The 17,287-nt window shown below is 63.3% G+C and carries 13 protein-coding genes; 1 reads left to right on the top strand and 12 read right to left on the bottom strand.

Going from position 1 to position 17,287, the window contains the following annotated elements; all coding sequences use genetic code 11:
• Nucleotides 1-314: 314 nt before the first annotated feature.
• The 9 genes from DFO65_RS02600 to argC form a co-directional block, all read right to left on the bottom strand.
• A complete protein-coding gene (locus DFO65_RS02600; RefSeq protein ID WP_113902830.1) occupies nucleotides 315-716 on the bottom strand; it encodes a YccF domain-containing protein in 402 nt (133 codons plus the stop codon).
• Nucleotides 717-1,071: 355 nt separating this feature from the next.
• On the bottom strand, nucleotides 1,072-2,358 hold the full coding sequence (gene tyrS / locus DFO65_RS02595) for a tyrosine--tRNA ligase (protein ID WP_113902829.1): 1,287 nt from the start codon (nucleotides 2,356-2,358) through the stop codon (nucleotides 1,072-1,074).
• Nucleotides 2,359-2,520: 162 nt separating this feature from the next.
• Entirely contained in the window at nucleotides 2,521-3,942 is a 1,422-nt protein-coding gene (argH, locus tag DFO65_RS02590) for an argininosuccinate lyase (protein WP_113902828.1), read from the bottom strand.
• Between the two features lie 121 nt (nucleotides 3,943-4,063).
• On the bottom strand, nucleotides 4,064-4,576 hold the full coding sequence (locus DFO65_RS02585) for an arginine repressor (RefSeq protein ID WP_113902882.1): 513 nt from the start codon (nucleotides 4,574-4,576) through the stop codon (nucleotides 4,064-4,066).
• Nucleotides 4,577-4,640: 64 nt separating this feature from the next.
• Nucleotides 4,641-5,564 (bottom strand): ornithine carbamoyltransferase, encoded by a 924-nt coding sequence (gene argF, locus DFO65_RS02580; protein ID WP_113902827.1) that lies wholly within the window; start codon nucleotides 5,562-5,564, stop codon nucleotides 4,641-4,643.
• Between the two features lie 31 nt (nucleotides 5,565-5,595).
• The gene (locus tag DFO65_RS02575; RefSeq protein ID WP_113902826.1) at nucleotides 5,596-6,804 is read right to left on the bottom strand and encodes an acetylornithine transaminase; all 1,209 of its coding nucleotides are present in this window, start codon (nucleotides 6,802-6,804) and stop codon (nucleotides 5,596-5,598) included.
• On the bottom strand, nucleotides 6,797-7,786 hold the full coding sequence (argB, locus tag DFO65_RS02570) for an acetylglutamate kinase (protein WP_113902825.1): 990 nt from the start codon (nucleotides 7,784-7,786) through the stop codon (nucleotides 6,797-6,799). Before argB ends, DFO65_RS02575 begins: the two co-directional genes overlap by 8 nt.
• Nucleotides 7,783-8,949 carry a bifunctional glutamate N-acetyltransferase/amino-acid acetyltransferase ArgJ gene (argJ, locus tag DFO65_RS02565; RefSeq protein WP_113902824.1) on the bottom strand — a complete coding sequence of 389 codons (1,167 nt, stop codon included), beginning with the start codon at nucleotides 8,947-8,949 and terminating at the stop codon, nucleotides 7,783-7,785. Before argJ ends, argB begins: the two co-directional genes overlap by 4 nt.
• The gene (argC, locus tag DFO65_RS02560; protein WP_113902823.1) at nucleotides 8,946-10,055 is read right to left on the bottom strand and encodes an N-acetyl-gamma-glutamyl-phosphate reductase; all 1,110 of its coding nucleotides are present in this window, start codon (nucleotides 10,053-10,055) and stop codon (nucleotides 8,946-8,948) included. The genes argJ and argC overlap by 4 nt, the downstream gene beginning before the upstream one ends.
• A gap of 44 nt (nucleotides 10,056-10,099) precedes the next feature.
• On the opposite strand from argC, the gene DFO65_RS02555 reads away from it, so the two are divergent.
• Nucleotides 10,100-11,074: a quinone oxidoreductase family protein gene (locus tag DFO65_RS02555; RefSeq protein WP_113902822.1), complete on the top strand. Its 975-nt coding sequence runs from the start codon at nucleotides 10,100-10,102 to the stop codon at nucleotides 11,072-11,074.
• A 687-nt stretch (nucleotides 11,075-11,761) separates the two neighbouring features.
• Here DFO65_RS02555 and DFO65_RS02550 read toward each other — a convergent pair.
• The 3 genes from DFO65_RS02550 to DFO65_RS02540 all read right to left on the bottom strand — a co-directional run bounded on the left by DFO65_RS02550 (nucleotide 11,762) and on the right by DFO65_RS02540 (nucleotide 17,069).
• A complete protein-coding gene (locus DFO65_RS02550; RefSeq protein WP_113902821.1) occupies nucleotides 11,762-14,050 on the bottom strand; it encodes a DGQHR domain-containing protein in 2,289 nt (762 codons plus the stop codon).
• Nucleotides 14,047-14,916 (bottom strand): DNA adenine methylase, encoded by an 870-nt coding sequence (locus tag DFO65_RS02545; protein WP_113902820.1) that lies wholly within the window; start codon nucleotides 14,914-14,916, stop codon nucleotides 14,047-14,049. Before DFO65_RS02545 ends, DFO65_RS02550 begins: the two co-directional genes overlap by 4 nt.
• A 140-nt stretch (nucleotides 14,917-15,056) precedes the next feature.
• On the bottom strand, nucleotides 15,057-17,069 hold the full coding sequence (locus DFO65_RS02540; RefSeq protein ID WP_113902819.1) for an ABC1 kinase family protein: 2,013 nt from the start codon (nucleotides 17,067-17,069) through the stop codon (nucleotides 15,057-15,059).
• Nucleotides 17,070-17,287 lie beyond the last annotated feature (218 nt).

The following is a 17,287-nucleotide window of genomic DNA, read 5'->3' as shown; positions in this document are numbered from 1 at the left end:
CATTGTTTTCAAACAAACACGCTATTGGATTCTCAAACCACAAACACACACCCAAACCCACCACAGTGAACCTGCAGCTACCCGGGGGTGTCGGTCATCATTGGTGTTCCCTCCCCGCGACCCGTGGTGACCGGGTGTTTACCCTGGTCACACCTGGTGGAAACGATCCGTGACCGGCCCGTTTCCTGCGAGGCGAACGAGATATAACTTTAGACCAGCCCAACCCCACCACGCAACTCGAAACCGACAGATTCTGCTGTGACACCGGTCACCGGGAGCTCCAGTGCCGGGAATCCTGCGGCAGGGGCCCTCGATCAGGCCCGTCGGTACCCGGGAAGCAGCGCATTGCTGTCGACGATCTGCTTGCCGAGCGGCATGAGCGAGATCGGGATGAGCTTGAGATTCGCCCATCCCAGGGGGATGCCGATGATCGAGAGGAAGAGCGGGATGGAGGTGAGCACGTGGCCGATCGCGAGCCAGATGCCGGCGACGATGAGCCAGATGATGTTGCCCAGTGCCGCCCCGACTCCGGCGGTGCGGGTCTCGACGACTTCCCGGCCGAAGGGCCAGAGTGCGTAGTTGCCGATCCGGAACGAGGCGATGCCCCACGGGATGGTGACGATGAAGATGCAGGCGATGATGCCGGCTGTCCAGTACCCGAGGGCGAGCCACAGTCCGCTGAAGATGAACCAGATGATGTTGAGCAGTGTTCTCACGTCGTGGATCCTTTCGTGTCGAATCGTTCGGGCCGGCCGAGTCGGCCCGGCCGGTGACGTTCCTGTCCCCGACTCTAATCAGGCGCATGGTGATCGTCTCGGGTGATGGCCGCAGCGACCCGTGGGGTTGTCCCCACTGGGAACAAGACATCCGACCGAGGCACAGGAACCGAGAGCGACACCGATCCCGTCGTCGACCGGAAATGGTCGAGGGGCTTCATCGTGGTCATCCACGATGAAGCCCCTCGGCTCATGGTTCAGGCGGTGCGTTCACAGGCCGGCAACCGAAAGTCGGTTCCCCAGGCGGAGCGAACACGGCTCCCACAGCCGGATGCCATCACCCCGGCCCCTGTCGTCAGCTGACGACGTCGACGGCTCCCAGGGTCTTCTTCCCGCGACGGAGAAGGATGACTCCCCCGGTGGCGGTGTCGAGCACCTCGGCGCTAGTCAGGGTCTGGTCCTCACCGGTGACCTTGACGTTGTTGACGTAGGCGCCGCCGTCCTTGATCGCCCGGCGGGCCTCGCCCTTCGACTTGACGATGCCTGCGGTGACGAAGGCATCGGCGACGGGCAGTCCTGCCGAGAGCTGGGCGGCGTCGACGTCACCCCGGGGAAGCTCGGCCGTCGCGGCACCCAGGATGGCTGGGTCGAGGTCCTCGAGCTGCCCGCCGCCGAAGAGGGCGGAGGCAGCGGCGATGACCTGCTCGTACTGCTCGCGTCCGTGCACGAGGGTGGTGACGTCCTCGGCGAGCACCTTCTGCGCCAGCCGGGAGTGCGGGGCCGCGGTGAACTCCGCCTCGATCGCGTCGAGTTCCTCGACAGGGCGGAAGGAGAAGACCTTGAGGAACTTCATGACGTCGCGGTCATCGGCGTTGAGCCAGAACTGGCTGAACGCGTACGGGCTGGTCAGGCTCGGGTCGAGCCAGACGGTCCCGGATTCGGTCTTGCCGAACTTCGTCCCGTCGGCCTTCGTCAGCAAGGGCGTGGCAAGGGCGTGGACGCTCGTCTGCTCGACGCGGCGGATGAGGTCGACGCCCGAGGTGAGGTTGCCCCACTGGTCGGACCCTCCCGTCTGCAGCGTGCAGCCGTAGCGGCGGTAGAGTTCGAGGTAGTCGTTGCCCTGGAGCACCTGGTAGGAGAACTCGGTGAAGGAGATCCCGCTCTCGCTCTTGAGCCGGGCGGAGACGGATTCCTTGGCGAGCATCCGGTTGACCGGGAAGTGCTTGCCGATGTCGCGGAGGAAGTCGATGGCCGAGAACTGCGACGTCCAGTCGTAGTTGTTGACGACCTGGGCCGCGTTCGTGCCGCTGAAGTCGAGGAACCGCTCGACCTGGGCGCGGATCTTCGCCACCCATTCCTCGACGACCTCGCGCGGGTTGAGTGTCCGCTCCCCCGACATCCGCGGATCGCCGATGAGGCCCGTGGCCCCGCCGACGAGCGCGAGCGGGTTGTGTCCGGCCAGCTGCAGACGGCGGGCGGTGATGAGCTGGACGAGGTTGCCCATGTGCAGGCTGGGCGCGGTGGGATCGAAACCGACGTAATAGGTCAGCGAATCCTTGTCCAGAGCGTGCTGGAGGGCGGCCTCGTCGGTCGAGACCGCGACGAGCCCACGGGCCTTGAATTCGCTGAAGATGTCGGTCACTGTGTTCCTTTCGAACTGTCACTGCGCAGGTGCGCACAATGGAGCGCTGTCAAGAGATTGACGGCATCAATACTACGCGCTCGGCGGACGGGGCATCGTCCCGCGCCGAGGCGGTCGAGCGTCGTCGCGCAGCTCACCGCGCCCCGGCTCCCGCCCGTCCCCTCACACGCTGCGCGGGGACTGCGCGAACTCGCGCAGGCGGGCCACCTCGGCGCGGACATTGTCGAGCTGCTCGGCCACGGCCGAACGCGCGGTGCCGCCCTTGGCGTTGCGGGAGTCGATCGACCCGAGGGTCGTCAGCACTTCGCGCACCTCGGGGGTGAGGTGCTCGGAGATCCCGGCGTAGTCCTCGTCCGTGAGATCCCAGAGTTCGACGTCCTTCGACTCGGCCAGCTGCACCGCTGCCCCGGAGAGCTCGTGGGCGATGCGGAAGGGCACTCCGTTGCGCACGAGCCATTCGGCGATGTCGGTGGCCAGGGCGAATCCGCGCGGGGCGAGGTACGCCATCCGCTCGGTGTCGAACTTCAGGGTCGCGACCATCCCGGTGAACGCGGGCAGCAGGAGCTCGAGGGTGTCGGTGGCGTCGAAGACCGGCTCCTTGTCCTCCTGGAGGTCACGGTTGTAGGCCAGGGGCAGGGCCTTGAGTGTGGCGAGCAGTCCCGTGAGGTCGCCGATGAGCCGTCCGGACTTGCCGCGAGTGAGCTCGGCGATGTCGGGATTCTTCTTCTGCGGCATGATCGACGACCCGGTCGAGTACGCGTCGTGGAGGGTGACGAACGAGAACTCCTTCGTCGCCCACGCGATGATCTCCTCACTCAGGCGCGACAGGTTGATGCCGATCATCGTCGTGACGAAGAGGTACTCGGCGAAGACGTCGCGGCTCGCGGTGCCGTCGATCGAGTTCTCCACCGAGTCGCTGAAGCCGAGGTCCGCGGCGACGGCCTGCGGGTCGAGGCCCAGCGACGATCCGGCGAGCGCGCCGGACCCGTAGGCGGAGACGCCGGCGCGCTGGTCGAAGTCGACGAAGCGCTGGACGTCGCGCAGCAGCGGCCAGGCGTGGGCGAGGAGGTGGTGGGCGAGCAGCACCGGCTGGGCGTGCTGGAGGTGGGTGCGTCCGGGCATCGGCGCCTCCCGGTGGGCGTCGGCCTGTTCGATGAGGACCTCGACGGTGTCGAGGACGAGGCCGGCGATCTCCCGGGCGTGGTCGCGCAGGTACATCCGGCCCATCGTCGCGATCTGGTCGTTGCGGGACCGGCCGGCACGCAGCTTGCCGCCGAGTTCGGGTCCGGCGATCTCGATGAGCCCGCGCTCGAGGGAGGAGTGGACGTCCTCGTCGGATTCGGCGGCGACGTACTCGCCGGTCTCGACCCGGCGGGCGAGCTCGGTCAGCGCCTCGGTCATCCCGGCCAGTTCCGCGTCGTCGAGGAGTCCCGCCCGGTGGAGGACCTTCGCATGGGCCTTCGATCCGGCGATGTCGTAGTGGGCCAGTCGCCAGTCGAAATCGGTCGACTTGCTCAGTGCGGCCAGGGCGTCGGCCGGACCGTCGGAGAATCGTCCGCCCCACAGACTCAGTCGTTCGCTCACAGTGTGTCCTTCCGTGCCTCCGGCGGGGCGCTCATGTCCTCGCCGAGGCGATCGTTGCCTGCCGGGTCCTGCCCGGTCGGTTGGTGGTGTCGGTGGTCCACCGGTGCCGGCGGACGGGTGGTCAGTGGTCGCCGCCGCCCGCGGCCATCTCGAGGAAGCTCTCGGCGAGGCTCTGTCCGCCGATGGCGGCGTCGGCGATGACGAGCACGGTGTCGTCACCGGCGATCGTGCCGAAGATCCCGGCCAGCGAGGACCGGTCGATCGCCGAGGCGAGGTACTGGGCGGCTCCGGGCGGGGTGCGGAGGACGACCATGGTGTCCTGGGCCGAGGCGGAGACGAGGAGTTCCTCGAGCAGCCTCGGCAGCTTCGCATCGAGAGTGTCCCCCGTCGACTGCTGGAGGCTGCGGTCCCCGCCCTCGCCGGGGACGGCGTAGACGGATCCCGACGTCGACCGGATCTTCACGGCCCCCACCTCGGCGAGGTCGCGGGAGAGCGTCGCCTGGGTGACGGTGATCCCGCGTTTGGACAGCGCCTCGGCGAGTTCGATCTGGGAGTGGACGGACTCGCGGGTGATGAGGTCGATGATCCGCTGCTGCCGCGCGGTCTTCGTCAGCGGCGCCGAGCCCTCGGTCATCGTCGCTCCCATCGCTCGCGGGCCCCTGCCGGTGCCGCGGCCATCGCTGCTCCGCCGGCCCTGCTCATCGCCGGTCCAAGAGGAAGGTGAGCAGCGCCTTCTGCGCGTGGAGGCGGTTCTCGGCTTCGTCGAAGACCACCGAGGCGGGGCCGTCGATGACCTCGGCCGCGACCTCCTTGCCGCGGTAGGCGGGCAGGCAGTGGAGGAAGATCGGGTCGTTGCCCAGACCCATGAGCTCGCTCGTCACCTGGTACTTGACGAACGGGGAGTCCTCGCCGTCGCGGCCGCCCGCGTCCTGGCCCATCGACACCCACGTGTCGGTGACGAGGACGTCAGCCCCCTGGGCGGCGGCGACGGGGTCGTCGGTGACCTCGACGGATCCGCCGGTGGTCCCGGCGAGGTCGCGCGCCTCGGCGATGATCGCGGGATCCGGCTGGTAGCCGGCAGGGGCGGCGATGCGCACGTGCATGCCGGCGTTGACTCCGCCGAGGACGTAGGAGTTGGCCATGTTGTTGGCGCCGTCGCCATAGTAGGTCATGGTCTGCCCGGCCGGGTCGCCGCGGTGCTCACGGATGGTCAGGAGGTCGGCCAGTATCTGGCAGGGGTGAAAGTCGTCGGAGAGGGCGTTGACGACGGGCACGGCGGAGTTCTCGGCCATCTCCTCGAGCCCGGCCTGGGCGTAGGTGCGCCAGATGATCGCCGAGACCAACCGCGACATCACCTGCGCGGTGTCGGCGATCGACTCCTTGTGGCCCAGCTGCGCCTCGCCGGGGTTGATGATGAGCGGCTGTCCGCCGAGTGCGGCGATGCCGGCGGCGAAGGAGACGCGGGTGCGGGTCGAGGTCTTGTCGAAGATGACGGCCGCGGTCTGGGGTCCGGCGAGCGGCGTGCGCAGGTACGGCTGGGCCTTGAGCGTCACCGCGAGGTCGAGGACCTCGCTGAGTTCGGCGGGGCTGAGGTCGGTGTCCTTGAGGAAATGGCGGGTCATGGTGGTCCTTCGGGTGGCGGTGGCGTCAGTCTCAGCCGGCGATGAGGGCGGGCAGTGCGGTGAGGAACGTCTGCAGCTCCTCGGCCGTGATGGTCAGGGGCGGGGCCAGCCGCAGCCGCTCGGGTGTGACCGGGTTGACGATGAATCCGGCCTCGAGGGCGCGGGCGGCGATGGTCTTGGCGTCGGCTCCGCCTGTCGCGGCAGGGTCGAGTTCGATGCCGACGAGGAGTCCCGTGCCGCTCACCGAGGCGACTCCCGCGGTCTGTTCGAGTTCGCCGCGCAGCCATGTCCCGGTCTCGCGGACATGGGCGAGGAGTCCCTCGGTCTCGATCGTCTCGAGGACGGCGAGCGCCGCGGCGGTCGCGAGCGGGTTGCCGCCGAAGGTCGTCCCGTGCTGCCCGGCTTCGAGGAGCTTCGTGTTCGCGGTCCCGACGGTGATCGTCGCCCCGATGGGCATGCCTCCGCCCAGTCCCTTCGCCGAGGTGATGATGTCGGGGACGACGCCCTCGCCGATTTCCGGGTCCTGGTGGGCGTACCAGTGGCCGGTGCGTCCGACTCCGGACTGGACCTCGTCGAGGATGAGGAGTGCGCCGTGGGCGCGGGTGAGTTCCCGGGCTGCGGTGAGGTAGCCGGCGGGGTGGGTGCGCACGCCCACCTCCCCCTGGATGGGTTCGATGAACACGGCCGCGCACGTGTCGTTGATCGCGGCGGCGAGAGCGTCGACATCGCCGTAGGGGACATGGACGACGCCGGGCACGCCCGGGGCGAAGGGCTCCCGGTAGGCGGCCTTCGCCGTCAGGGCGAGCGAGCCCATGGTCCTGCCGTGGAAGGCACCCTCGACGGCGATGACGATCGGGCGTCCCCCTCCCCCGGCGCGGCGGGCCATCTTGAAGGCGGCCTCGTTCGCCTCGGCGCCGGAGTTCGAGAGGAACACGGCCGAACCCTGGGGCAGGTCGAGGATCTCGTGCAGTTTGGAGGCCAGGGCGATCTGCGGTGGGGAGGTGAAGAAGTTCGAGATGTGCCCCAAGGTGGCGGCCTGCTCGCTGATCGCTGTGACCCACGCCGGGTGGCAGTGGCCGAGGGCGTTGACGGCGATTCCGGCGAGGAGGTCGAGGTACTCCTTGCCGCTCGCGTCCCACACTTTCGAGCCCTGTCCGCGGACGAGGTCGAGCTGGGGTGCGCCGAAGACGGGTGAGAGGACGCGGCTGAAGTCATCGCGCCAGGTCTGTGCGTCAGTCATCGTCGTTGCCTGCTTCCTGGTGGGCCTGGTGTCCGTCGCGCAGGGCCGCAGGAGCCACCTCTGCCTCTTCGACCATCGTGCCGATGCCCTCGGAGGTGAAGATCTCGAGCAGCAGCGAATGCGCCATCCGGCCGTCGATGATGTGGGCCTGCTTGACTCCCTGCTCGATCGCCTCGAGCGCGGCGGTCATCTTCGGGATCATCCCCGAATCCAGCGAGGGCAGGAGCTCGCGCAGGGTCGACGGGCTGATGCGGGAGATGAGGCTCGAAGTGTCCGGCCAGTTCGCGTAGAGGCCGGGCACGTCGGTGAGCATGATGAGCTTCTCCGCCTTGAGCGCGGTCGCCACCGCAGACGCCGCGAGGTCGGCGTTGACGTTGAGCGGTTTGCCGGCCTCTCCCCCGATCTCGGCGGCAATCGAGCAGATGACGGGCACCCGCCCGGCGTCGAGGAGTTCGTGGAGGACGGTGGTGTTGACCTCGGCGATCTCGCCCACCCGGCCGAGGTCGACGGTCTCTCCGTCCACCTCGGCGTAGGTCTTGTGCGCGAGGAGGAGGTCCGCGTCCTCACCGGAGAGGCCGATCGCGGCATTGCCGTTCATGTTGATCCGGGACACGATCTCGCGGTTGACCTGGCCGGAGAGGACCATGCGGATGACCTCGGCGGCCTCTTCGCTCGTCACCCGCTGCCCGGCCTTGAACTCGGATTCGATGCCGAGGCGGCCGAGCATCGAGGAGATCTGCGGTCCTCCCCCGTGGACGACGACGGGACGGATCCCGGCGAAGCGGAGGAAGGCGATGTCGTCGGCGAAGGACTGCTGGAGCTCCGGGGAGACCATGGCGTTGCCGCCGTACTTGATGACGATCGTCGCACCGGCGAAGGTCTTGATCCAGGGCAGCGCCTCGGTGAGGGCTTCGGCCTTGACCTGGGCGGCGGCGAGCCGGGCGGCAGTGGACTTCGTGGACATGTCGTGGGGATTGCTCATGTGGAGTAGGCGCTGTTCTCTTCGACGTAATCGTGGGTGAGGTCCGAGGTCCAGATCGTGGCGGAGGCGTCGCCGACGTTCAGGTCGATGACGACGTCGACGGTGCGCTCGAAGGTCACGAGTTCGGGGTCGGCATCAGGTCCGGAGGCCTGGCACACGCGAACCCCGTTGATGGTGACGTCGATGTTCGCGGGGTCGAACTCCGCCGAGGTGGTGCCCACCTGGGCGACGACGCGGCCCCAGTTCGGGTCCTCGCCGAAGATCGCGGCCTTGAACAGGTTCGACCGGCCCACCGAGCGGGAGACCATTACCGCCTCGGCCTCGGAGGCGGCGCCCTGGGTGGTGATCGCGATGTCGTGGTGGGCGCCTTCGGCGTCGACGTGGAGCTGGTGCATGAGGTCGAGGCAGACGTCCTTGACGATCGCCGAGAATTCGTCCGCGTCAGGGGTGACCTCGGAGGCGCCGGAGCCCATGAGGATGACGGTGTCGTTCGTCGACATGCAGCCGTCGGTGTCGAGGCGGTCGAAGCTCTGGCTCGTCGCGCCGCGCAGGGCGGCGTCGAGTCCGGCGGCGTCGACGGCGGCGTCGGTGGTGAGGACGACGAGCATCGTCGCGAGCCCCGGGGCCAGCATGCCCGCGCCCTTGGCCATCCCGCCGACGGTGTAGCCGCCGTCGCCGGTGCGCACGGAGGTCTTCGCGACGGTGTCGGTCGTCATGATCGCCTCGGCGGCGTCGACTCCGCCGGCGTCATCGGCTGCTGCGGTGGAGACGAGCTGCGGGAGGTTGTCGATGATGCGGTCGCGGAAGTCCTGGCCGCCGACGCCGATGAGCCCGGTCGAGCAGACGAGGACGTCGCCGGGGTCGACGTCTCCGAGGAGGCGCGCCGTCGTCTCGGCGGTGAGCGTCGTCGTCTCGTACCCGAAGTCGCCGGTGTAGCAGTTGGCGCCGCCGGAGTTGAGGACGACGGCACGGGCGCGGCCATTCGCCGAGGCCTTCTCCGACCACAGGACGGGGTTGGCCTTGCACCGGTTCGACGTGTAGACGGCGGCGACGGCGTCGGCCGGTCCGGTGTTGACGACGAGCGCCAGGTCCTTCTTCCCGCTCGGCTTGAGGCCGGCGATGAGTCCGGAGGCGGTGAAGCCCCGGGCTGCGGTCACGCTCATGGGGCGACTCCTTCGAGTGGCAGGGCGGTCGTCTCCTCGAGACCGAGCGCCAGGTGGATGGACTGGATGGCCTGGCCGGCGGTGCCGCGGACCAGGTTGTCGAGGGCGACGACGACGAGGACCTTGCTGGCGCGTTCGTCGACGGTGAACTGGATCTGGGCGACGTTGGATCCGGTCGTCGCCGAGGTGCGCGGCCATTGACCTGCGGGCAGGAGCCGGACGAACGGTTCGTCGGCATAGGCCTCGGCGAAGGAGCGCTGCAGTGCGCCGATGATGGCCGTCTCGTCGAGGGAACCGTCCGCGGTCTGCGGTGCCTGGGGGCCAGGGTCGGCGGTGAGCGTCGCGAGGATGCCGCGGGACATCGGGACGAGGGTCGGGGTGAACGAGATCCGGGTGGGGCCGTTCGCGGCATCCTCGCCGAGGACGCCGTTGAGGTTCTGTTCGATCTCGGGCACGTGCCGGTGCGTGCCGCCGGTGCCGTATGGGGAGGCGTCGCCGAGGATCTCGGCAGCGGTGAGGTGCGGCTTGAGTGCTTTGCCGGCGCCGGAGACGCCGTTGGCGAGGACCGCGTTGAGGCCGGCCGGGGCGATGAGCCCGTCCTTGAGGATCGGCGCGAGGCCCAGGGTAACGGCGGTGACGTTGCAGCCGGGCACGGCGATGCGCTTCGTGTCCTTGAGCGCCTCGCGCTGCTTGGTGCCATCGGCACGGAGCATCTCCGGCAGTCCGTAGGTCCAGGTGCCCTGGTGGGCGGAGCCGTAGAACTGCTCCCAGGCCTCGGCACTGATGAGCCGGTGATCGGCGGCGAGGTCGACGATAAGGGTGTCGGGGCTGGTCTCGGCGAGTTCGGCGGCGATCGCTCCCGACTGCCCGTGGGGCAGGGCGAGGACGACGATGTCGTGTCCGGCGAGCACCTCGGCGGTGGAGTCCTGGACGACGAGGTCGGCGTATCGGGGCAGGTGCGGCTGATGCTTCCCGAGCGTCTCACCCACCGAGGAATGACCGCACACCGTGGTGACGTTCACAGTAGGGTGAGTGCTGAGGAGACGCAGCACCTCTCCGCCGGCATAGCCGGTGGCGCCGGAGACGGCAACCGTAAGATCGTTCATTTGCATAACTATACCAAACCTTAGATGAATATGCAGGAGGCGTCATGACGCAGGCAGTTCGGGCGATGCAGGCCGGAGGACCCGAGGTCCTCGAGTTCTCCGAGATCGAGACTCCGCAGCCTGGACCCGGCGAGGTCCTCATCGATGTCGAGGCCGCCGGCGTCAACTTCATCGACACGTACCGACGCTCGGGCGTCTATCCGATGGAGTACCCGCACGTCGTCGGCGTCGAGGGCACGGGCCGGATCGCCGAGGTGGGCGAGGGTGTCGAGAGCTGGTCCCTCGGCGACCGCGTCGCCTGGCACGACGCCCATGGCTCCTACTCCACGCAGGTTGTCGCGGATGCGGACATGATCCTCTCCGTCCCCGAGTTCGTCCGCACCGAGGTGGCCGCCGCGATGCCGCTGCAGGGGCTCACCGCCCAGTACCTCGCGACCTCATCGCACGAGATCAAGCCGGGGCAGACCGCACTGGTCCATGCCGGCGCCGGCGGGGTCGGCCTCCTGCTCACTCAGATCATCAAGCACCTGGGCGGCAAGGTCATCACGACCGTGAGCACCGAGGAGAAGGCTGAGCTGTCCCGCAAGGCCGGCGCCGACGAGGCCTTCCTCTACGGTGAGGGCGTCGACATCACCGCCAAGGTCAAGGAACTGACGAATGGTGAGGGCGTCGAGGTCGTCTACGACGGCGTCGGCAAGGACACCTTCGATGCGTCGCTCGCGTCGCTCAAGCCGCTCGGCTCGATGGTGCTGTTCGGCGGGTCGTCAGGTCAGGTGCCGCCGTTCGACATCCAGCGGCTGAACTCCTCCGGCGGGATCTTCCTCTCCCGACCTAGCCTGCAGTGGTTCGTCCGCACCCCCGAGCAGCTGGCCAAGCGTGCCTCGATGCTCTTCAACGGCCTCGAGCACGGCTGGCTCGACTTCCGTGTTGGTGCCACGTTCCCCCTGCCCGAGGCCGCCGAGGCGCACCGTGCGCTCGAGGGGCGGAAGACGACGGGGAAGGTTGTGCTGACGGTGTGAGGGGTCAGCAGACAGCGCAACGACCGCAAGAACTGGACGCCACGTTGATTCTGAATATGAACACGAGGAACGCTGAGTGGCTCCCCGCGTTCATTTATAACAAATGATCAAGTGGCTCCCCCGACAGTCAGAAAGCATGCCAGCATCTTCAGTACTCGACGCATGCAGCATGGTCGAACCCCTCGAACGCAACTGAAAGATCACCGCGTGCACACCGCACAGTCGAAACGATCGCTTCCTCAAGCCAACCCTCCGCGCCAAGGTCGTCCGGCCACCACGTCGGCATAGGCTTCGTATGCTTGGGCGAGCGCCAACGGAGCCCACAGCTTGAGCTCGACCGGAACACATTGTCACTCCAAAAGATCGACTCTGCCCGAATTGGCGCCGTCGCCGTTGAGCTGAGTGCTGAACGCGACATCATCTGTGCGTTGGAGATGAGCATCAAGACCAGGGAAAACCGTCGGCTGTTCTCCGCGGAATCCAACAATAATGCCAGAGCAATCTCTACAAACTGCTCGTCACGACGACGATCAATGTTCCGATAGTTCTCTTGAATGAGTTTCGCTGCCTACGCTCCCGACTTCCTATCGCCGCTAGGCCAACGTTTACGCATGCCCCAGCTCCTCCACCCACCAACCCGTACCAGAACTCTGTAGCGGACCGTACAACATAGAACGCATCAGCACCTCACGTTTCACGCCTTCCGCTCCCTACCACAAAATGAGAATAAACAGACTGCAGGAAGGTGAACTGATCCTCAGTAACCGCGCGGTTATGCATTACATCATTTCGGATATCATTCAATTGATTCATCCAATCAACCTTAGCCTTTCTGGCAGATCCTTGGGAGCTGGGCATAGTGTACCGCGAATCGAATCGCCGTAACCAGACGTCGTGCTTGAAGTGAAGAAGTATTTTCTGATAACTGACAATATACAAACAATCCCACCAACTCACTGAAACCCCCGTCGGGGAATCGTAGTTCTTAGCAGCAGCAGTCGACTGGGCTTCTTGATAAACTTGCTTCGGAACGCCTATTTTGTACCAATCGGAGCCAAACTCATCCTCCAAGTTTCGGCGGATATCATCACGAAGGAAATTCTCTATATCATTAATCATAGTGTACGATTCCGAATTAAACTGCTTCTCCTGGTTACGCAACCATTCCCGGTACCCCTCTGGCTGAAAGTCCCGACGCCTCGCCACTATAGCACCCTGAAAATTACGCCAGTACCTCGTAGGACCACCACTACCAAGCCAAGTCCGAAACTCAGATACTTGATCAGGGCTCAAACCGTCAATGTATTCAATGACAATATCAAGAAGTTCACATACAGGGGGAAACAATTCGTCAGGGGTCTGACCTAATGGATCAATCGTTCCTTCGCTAATCAAGAAATCCACCACGTCTCCGGTGACTCTCAGAATCGCTTCGGTACCGGCGTTAGTGAAAACAAAACCACCCTCACCTCGACCCAAATCCCACTGTGCCGCAAGTTGAATCCGAAAACGATCGAAACAGAGCTCAAGGAAATCTGTCAGCGGCTCTAACGTCGCGTCAATGGAACCGCGATAGAAGGATCCAGCCTTCTTCATCGAATTTTTAGTAAACTCGCCAATAAACCCTCCGCGATCGATCCCGCGGCCGATCGCATCCAAGCTTATACAACGTCGCTCGGAAGCTTTCTCCTCACCTATGACTACGCGTCCCCGCAATGGAGATGTCTTCTGCTCCCCAAGCAACTGAGCGACTTTAAGCTTCAGAGCTTCTGCCTGACGTTTCATGTCAGGACTTTCCCATTCCAGGTCAGTCTTCAACGTCAATCGCAAATTCTTCGGAACAGACTGTTGGTTCTCGTTAATATCCATGAACATTTCAAGTTGCTTCTGACCTGGCATATCCACAAAAGCCACTACCGGGACAAGCTCAGTAGCAGCACGGTCTGAATGCGCATAGCCATAAAGACGGTGCTGACCATCTATAACGTACGCTGACCTGTACTTCGCAGGGAGGTGCAGAATGCCCAGCGAATCGGTCCCGTCGGATTTTTGTACTTTATCAAACTTTAGTGGACGGCCCGCGTTGTTGATATTGATAATCAGCGAGTTTGGAAAGAATCCTCCGTTCTCGATGAACTCCCCTACGCTCTTCAACCGTGGCTTCTTGATAATTCTTTGATAAGTCGGCATCCAGCGCGTATTGGCATTATTGCGATGCAAGACATACGCGATCTTAAGAAGGCGTTCTGGTTCAATTGCAAATGAGTAGTAAGTATATCCCCCCATCTTTCCGCGAATCGCTGGCACCGTTGTGTTCATGGCGGAAATCTTTTGACCGTGAAAAAGATTGCCTAATAATTGGAACTTAGATGCCGATCCCAGATGATCCGCTAGTTCATGGTAGTAATCTATCGCCTCTTCATCCAAGTATGCAATATCGGATGATTCTATTCTATTGATCGTATTCTTGCTTACCGCAATGTTGCTAGCAGCAAATATAAACTTGATCTTTCGACCAGGGAACTCGTTCCTCAAGGATCGTATAAGACCTGGACGATAGCCGCTAATGGCTTCGATCTCGCCTTTAAACTGATGCGTAGGAGCCTTGTCGGCGTTTGACGATTTGCATTCTATCACCAGCACGACCTCGTCGTCTGCAGCTAGAACATCGATCTGCTTAGCTTCATTCTTTTCTTTGCCGTACTGAATTCGAAGGTTCCTATCAGCGTTTATCTGATCAAAACCTAAGCGAGCGCACATGGCCCAAACCCTATCCTCGAAGAGCACGTCATGAGGCTTCGGTCTACGCATCCAGATGCTCGTCTTCAGCTCTTTGTCTAAGACCCAGCCTTTAGCACTGTTTTCGTATTCAGAGCGACGTTCGTAAGGTATCTTCTCCCTCAAGTAGGGGTTTTGACGTCTGATTATTTCCGACCTGATTTTATTTTTATCCAGCAGATTGAATCCGTCGCTCATTTTACACCGATGTTCGTAAACAGCAATTCTTCAATGCGCCCTCGCGACGCATTCTTTCCGCCTATAAGACTTGGCCGAGTTATAGTTAAAGTACGCCCAAGTGGTGCGAACAGTTCGTACACGGAAGAGTGGGCTGCGTTTGTGAGTATGAACTTCGCGCCAGCCGTCGCGATACTTTCAATTACGCTTGCCAGCTTGCGTTGATCGTCAAATGAGAAGAGGTGTTGATTATACTTTATGAATCCGTTCTGATTATGAGCTACTGTATATGGCGGGTCCAGAAATACAACATCTCCACTTTGAACCTGACTTATTGTCTGTTCGAAACTGCAACTGGTTAACTCCGCAGATTGTAGCCGGCGACTTGCCGCTTGAAGATCGGCACGAGTAGGCAGTTTCACGTACTTTCGATGACCGTAAGGAACGTTGTACTTTCCCTTCAAGTTGACCCGGAAAATGCCATTGAATGAAGTATGGTTAAGATATATGAATCGAGCTGCTTGCTCGATTGCAGTGACAGGTTCTGAGGCACGTACTTCATAGTAGGCTTCGGACGTGTTTGGATACGTTCTGATCAGTTCGGCTAAAGTTTCAGGTTGATCACGTACTTCCTTGTACACGTTAATGAGTTCTTCATTCAGATCGGATAGAAATGACATTACGGGTGGTGCTATACCAAAAAAGACTGATCCTCCACCTAAGAAAGGTTCGTGATATCGAGCGATCGTCTCATCCCCCAGCAATGTTTGGATCTGTGGTACCAGCCATCGTTTTCCGCCGGCCCATCGTAGGAAAGGAGACCGATGGTTAGTATCCGGTGCAGCCCTTCCTGCGATGGCGACGTCTGAAGTGCATGTTTCGGTCATTGACCCTCCGGGCCGTTGCTTGTGAAATTCTTGGTAGTTGCTCAGCTTACCTCGAGCAACGGACACTGTCTTCTTTGTGACACACCCAGTAACCTGAACTGCTCGCATGTAATGCCAGAACTAGCTGTAGGCATGCTGCACTATCCGAGCCGGTCCCAGAGCATTCTCTCCCTCAACGCTGGCGCCAGAACCAGCGCCGCTAGCACACTGCCGGCGAGCAACACCCACGCACCGAAGTAGGTGAACAGCTTGAGTTCCGGGGCGAGAGGTGGCCCGAAGTCCGCGGCCATCATAATCACTCCCCCAAGGATGAGTGCAGCCGCGACGATGACCTGAACGAACTGCTCGACCGTCGATTTGAGCAGGTTCTTGATCATCGTGATGTCCAGGCCCTTGGTGCCGACATCCAGGGTGCCATCCTGCAGATGGTCGGCGATGCGCGACAGCTGTCCAGGGAGCTGCGCGACCTGCGGGGCTGTGGTGGCGACGTAGAGGGCGAGTTCGTGTCGGTCGACTCCCAGTCCCCCGACCTCGCTGATGAGGGTCCTACCGTTCTCGGTTACCAGTTGGAGCAGATTGAGGGTCGGGTCGAGCTTCATGATTGAGCCCTCGAGCGTGCTGATCGCCCGGAACGCGGTCGCGACGGAGCTGGGCATCGAGAATCCGAAGTCGACGACGAAGTCGATGAGTTCGCCGAACAGCGCCGCCGACGTTGAACCAGGTAGCCCATCTCCGTACTTGAGGAGGATTTGGCCGACTTCTCGTTGGAGTTCCCGAAGGTCGACGCCACTGGGGCTGCCGAGTAGATCGAGGATGGCGGCGGTGGCGGCTTGTGAGTTCTGGGAGTCGAAGGCCATGAGCAGCAGTGCGATGGCACGGCGATCGCGCTTGTCGATGCGACCGACGGCACCGAAATCGACCAGCCCGGCACGGCCGGCCGGCGACACGACGATGTTGCCCGGGTGAAGGTCCGCGTGGAAGATGCCCTTGCCAAGCACCTGGCGAACCACCATGAGGAAGAGATCCTGAGCGAGTTCCTGCCGAGCCAACTGCGAGAGGTTGGCGAGTGAATCGCCGGCATGGGACAGCGGCTTGCCTTCGACAAGATCCATCACGAGCACGAACTGGCCCGATAGCTCCTTATAGACGCGGGGAATGCGCACTCGCGAATCGACCTTCGAGCTCTTGCCGGTCTGGTCGGCCAACCGCAGCGCCTCGATGTGGGCGAGCTCGCCACGGTAATCGAGCTCTCCCTTGAGGGAGGCGACGAAGCTGCGGGCGAGCTTTCCGATGCCGATCCGCTTCGCCCAGTCGGTGCTGCGTTCGAGGCGCTCGGCCAGGGTAAGAACGATGTCGCAGTCGGCTCGCACCTGCTTGCGGATCTTCGGACGCTGGACCTTGACCGCAACCGGGTTGCCCTCCCACGTCACCGCCCGATGGACCTGGGCAACCGACGCGGCTGCGAAGGGAACCTCGTCGAACTCGGCGAACACCTCGGCGACGGGCCGGCCCCACTGCACTTCCAACTGACACTTCACCTCGGCGAAGGGCACCGGAGGAACAGCGGACTGCAGGGTCGAGAACTCCTCGACGAACTCGTGCGGGATCATGTCGCCACGGGTGGCGATGAACTGACCGAGCTTGACGAACGTGACGCCGGCGGCGGCCATCGCGTCGCGGGTGGTCACGGCGATCTCGCGCAGGGACACTCGGAGGCTGGGGATCCGCGGTTTGAGGTAGCGGGCGAGGCCGAAGCGGATGAGGATCTTCTGGATCTGGGCGAGCCGGTTGAAGCGGCGGTACCACGTGGGGACCTTCGGCGCCGAGCGCAGCATCGCGGTCAGGGAGCCGGTGGGCAGGACGAGTTCGATGGCCAGGAGGATGAACATCTGGATGACGATGAACCAGGCGAAGAGGAGCAGGAACACCATGATCGCCGGGAAGCTCATGTCGAGGGTGGGATAGTTGCCGCTCTCGGAGATGCCGAGCAGGCGGTAGGTCTCGAGAGTGATCGGCCAGATCGAGAGGCCGATGGCCAACGAGACGAGGATGTTGCGGGCCGCGCCGGTGCCGGTGAACATCATCCGGCGCACAAGGAAGCCGATGATCACCGCGTTGATGAGTCCCAGCCCGATGGTGTAGAGAATCGTCAACAGTCAGCCCCCTCGTCAGCTCGCTTCGCCGTGTACCGACGCTGCATTCCTCAGCCTAGTAGATTGGCGCGAGCGCAGGACTGGTGTTCGATTGGAAGCACGCAGTGAGTGGCTGGCCGAGTTCGATCCCGGACAGTCCTCGTATCACTTGTACAATCTTTGGTAAATTGTCTATACATTTAGGTCCGAGGCTGCTAGGCTCGTGAACGCATCGAGAC

The organism is Brevibacterium sanguinis (genome assembly GCF_003315415.1).
In the GTDB taxonomy this organism is placed as follows: domain Bacteria; phylum Actinomycetota; class Actinomycetes; order Actinomycetales; family Brevibacteriaceae; genus Brevibacterium; species Brevibacterium celere_A.
Note: the sequence above shows the minus strand (reverse complement) of the source record. Positions and strands in the feature narration are given on the sequence as shown.

What these genes read in the sequence shown, in the direction of transcription:
- argB (WP_113902825.1), bottom strand. Translation starts at nt 7,786, where the DNA reads ATGAGCAATCCCCACGACATGTCCACGAAGTCCACTGCCGCCCGGCTC.
- DFO65_RS02585 (WP_113902882.1), bottom strand. Translation starts at nt 4,576, where the DNA reads ATGACCGAGGGCTCGGCGCCGCTGACGAAGACCGCGCGGCAGCAGCGG.
- DFO65_RS02555 (WP_113902822.1), top strand. Translation starts at nt 10,100, where the DNA reads ATGACGCAGGCAGTTCGGGCGATGCAGGCCGGAGGACCCGAGGTCCTC.
- DFO65_RS02575 (WP_113902826.1), bottom strand. Translation starts at nt 6,804, where the DNA reads ATGACTGACGCACAGACCTGGCGCGATGACTTCAGCCGCGTCCTCTCA.
- DFO65_RS02550 (WP_113902821.1), bottom strand. Translation starts at nt 14,050, where the DNA reads ATGAGCGACGGATTCAATCTGCTGGATAAAAATAAAATCAGGTCGGAA.
- argC (WP_113902823.1), bottom strand. Translation starts at nt 10,055, where the DNA reads ATGAACGATCTTACGGTTGCCGTCTCCGGCGCCACCGGCTATGCCGGC.
- DFO65_RS02545 (WP_113902820.1), bottom strand. Translation starts at nt 14,916, where the DNA reads ATGACCGAAACATGCACTTCAGACGTCGCCATCGCAGGAAGGGCTGCA.
- argF (WP_113902827.1), bottom strand. Translation starts at nt 5,564, where the DNA reads ATGACCCGCCATTTCCTCAAGGACACCGACCTCAGCCCCGCCGAACTC.
- argJ (WP_113902824.1), bottom strand. Translation starts at nt 8,949, where the DNA reads ATGAGCGTGACCGCAGCCCGGGGCTTCACCGCCTCCGGACTCATCGCC.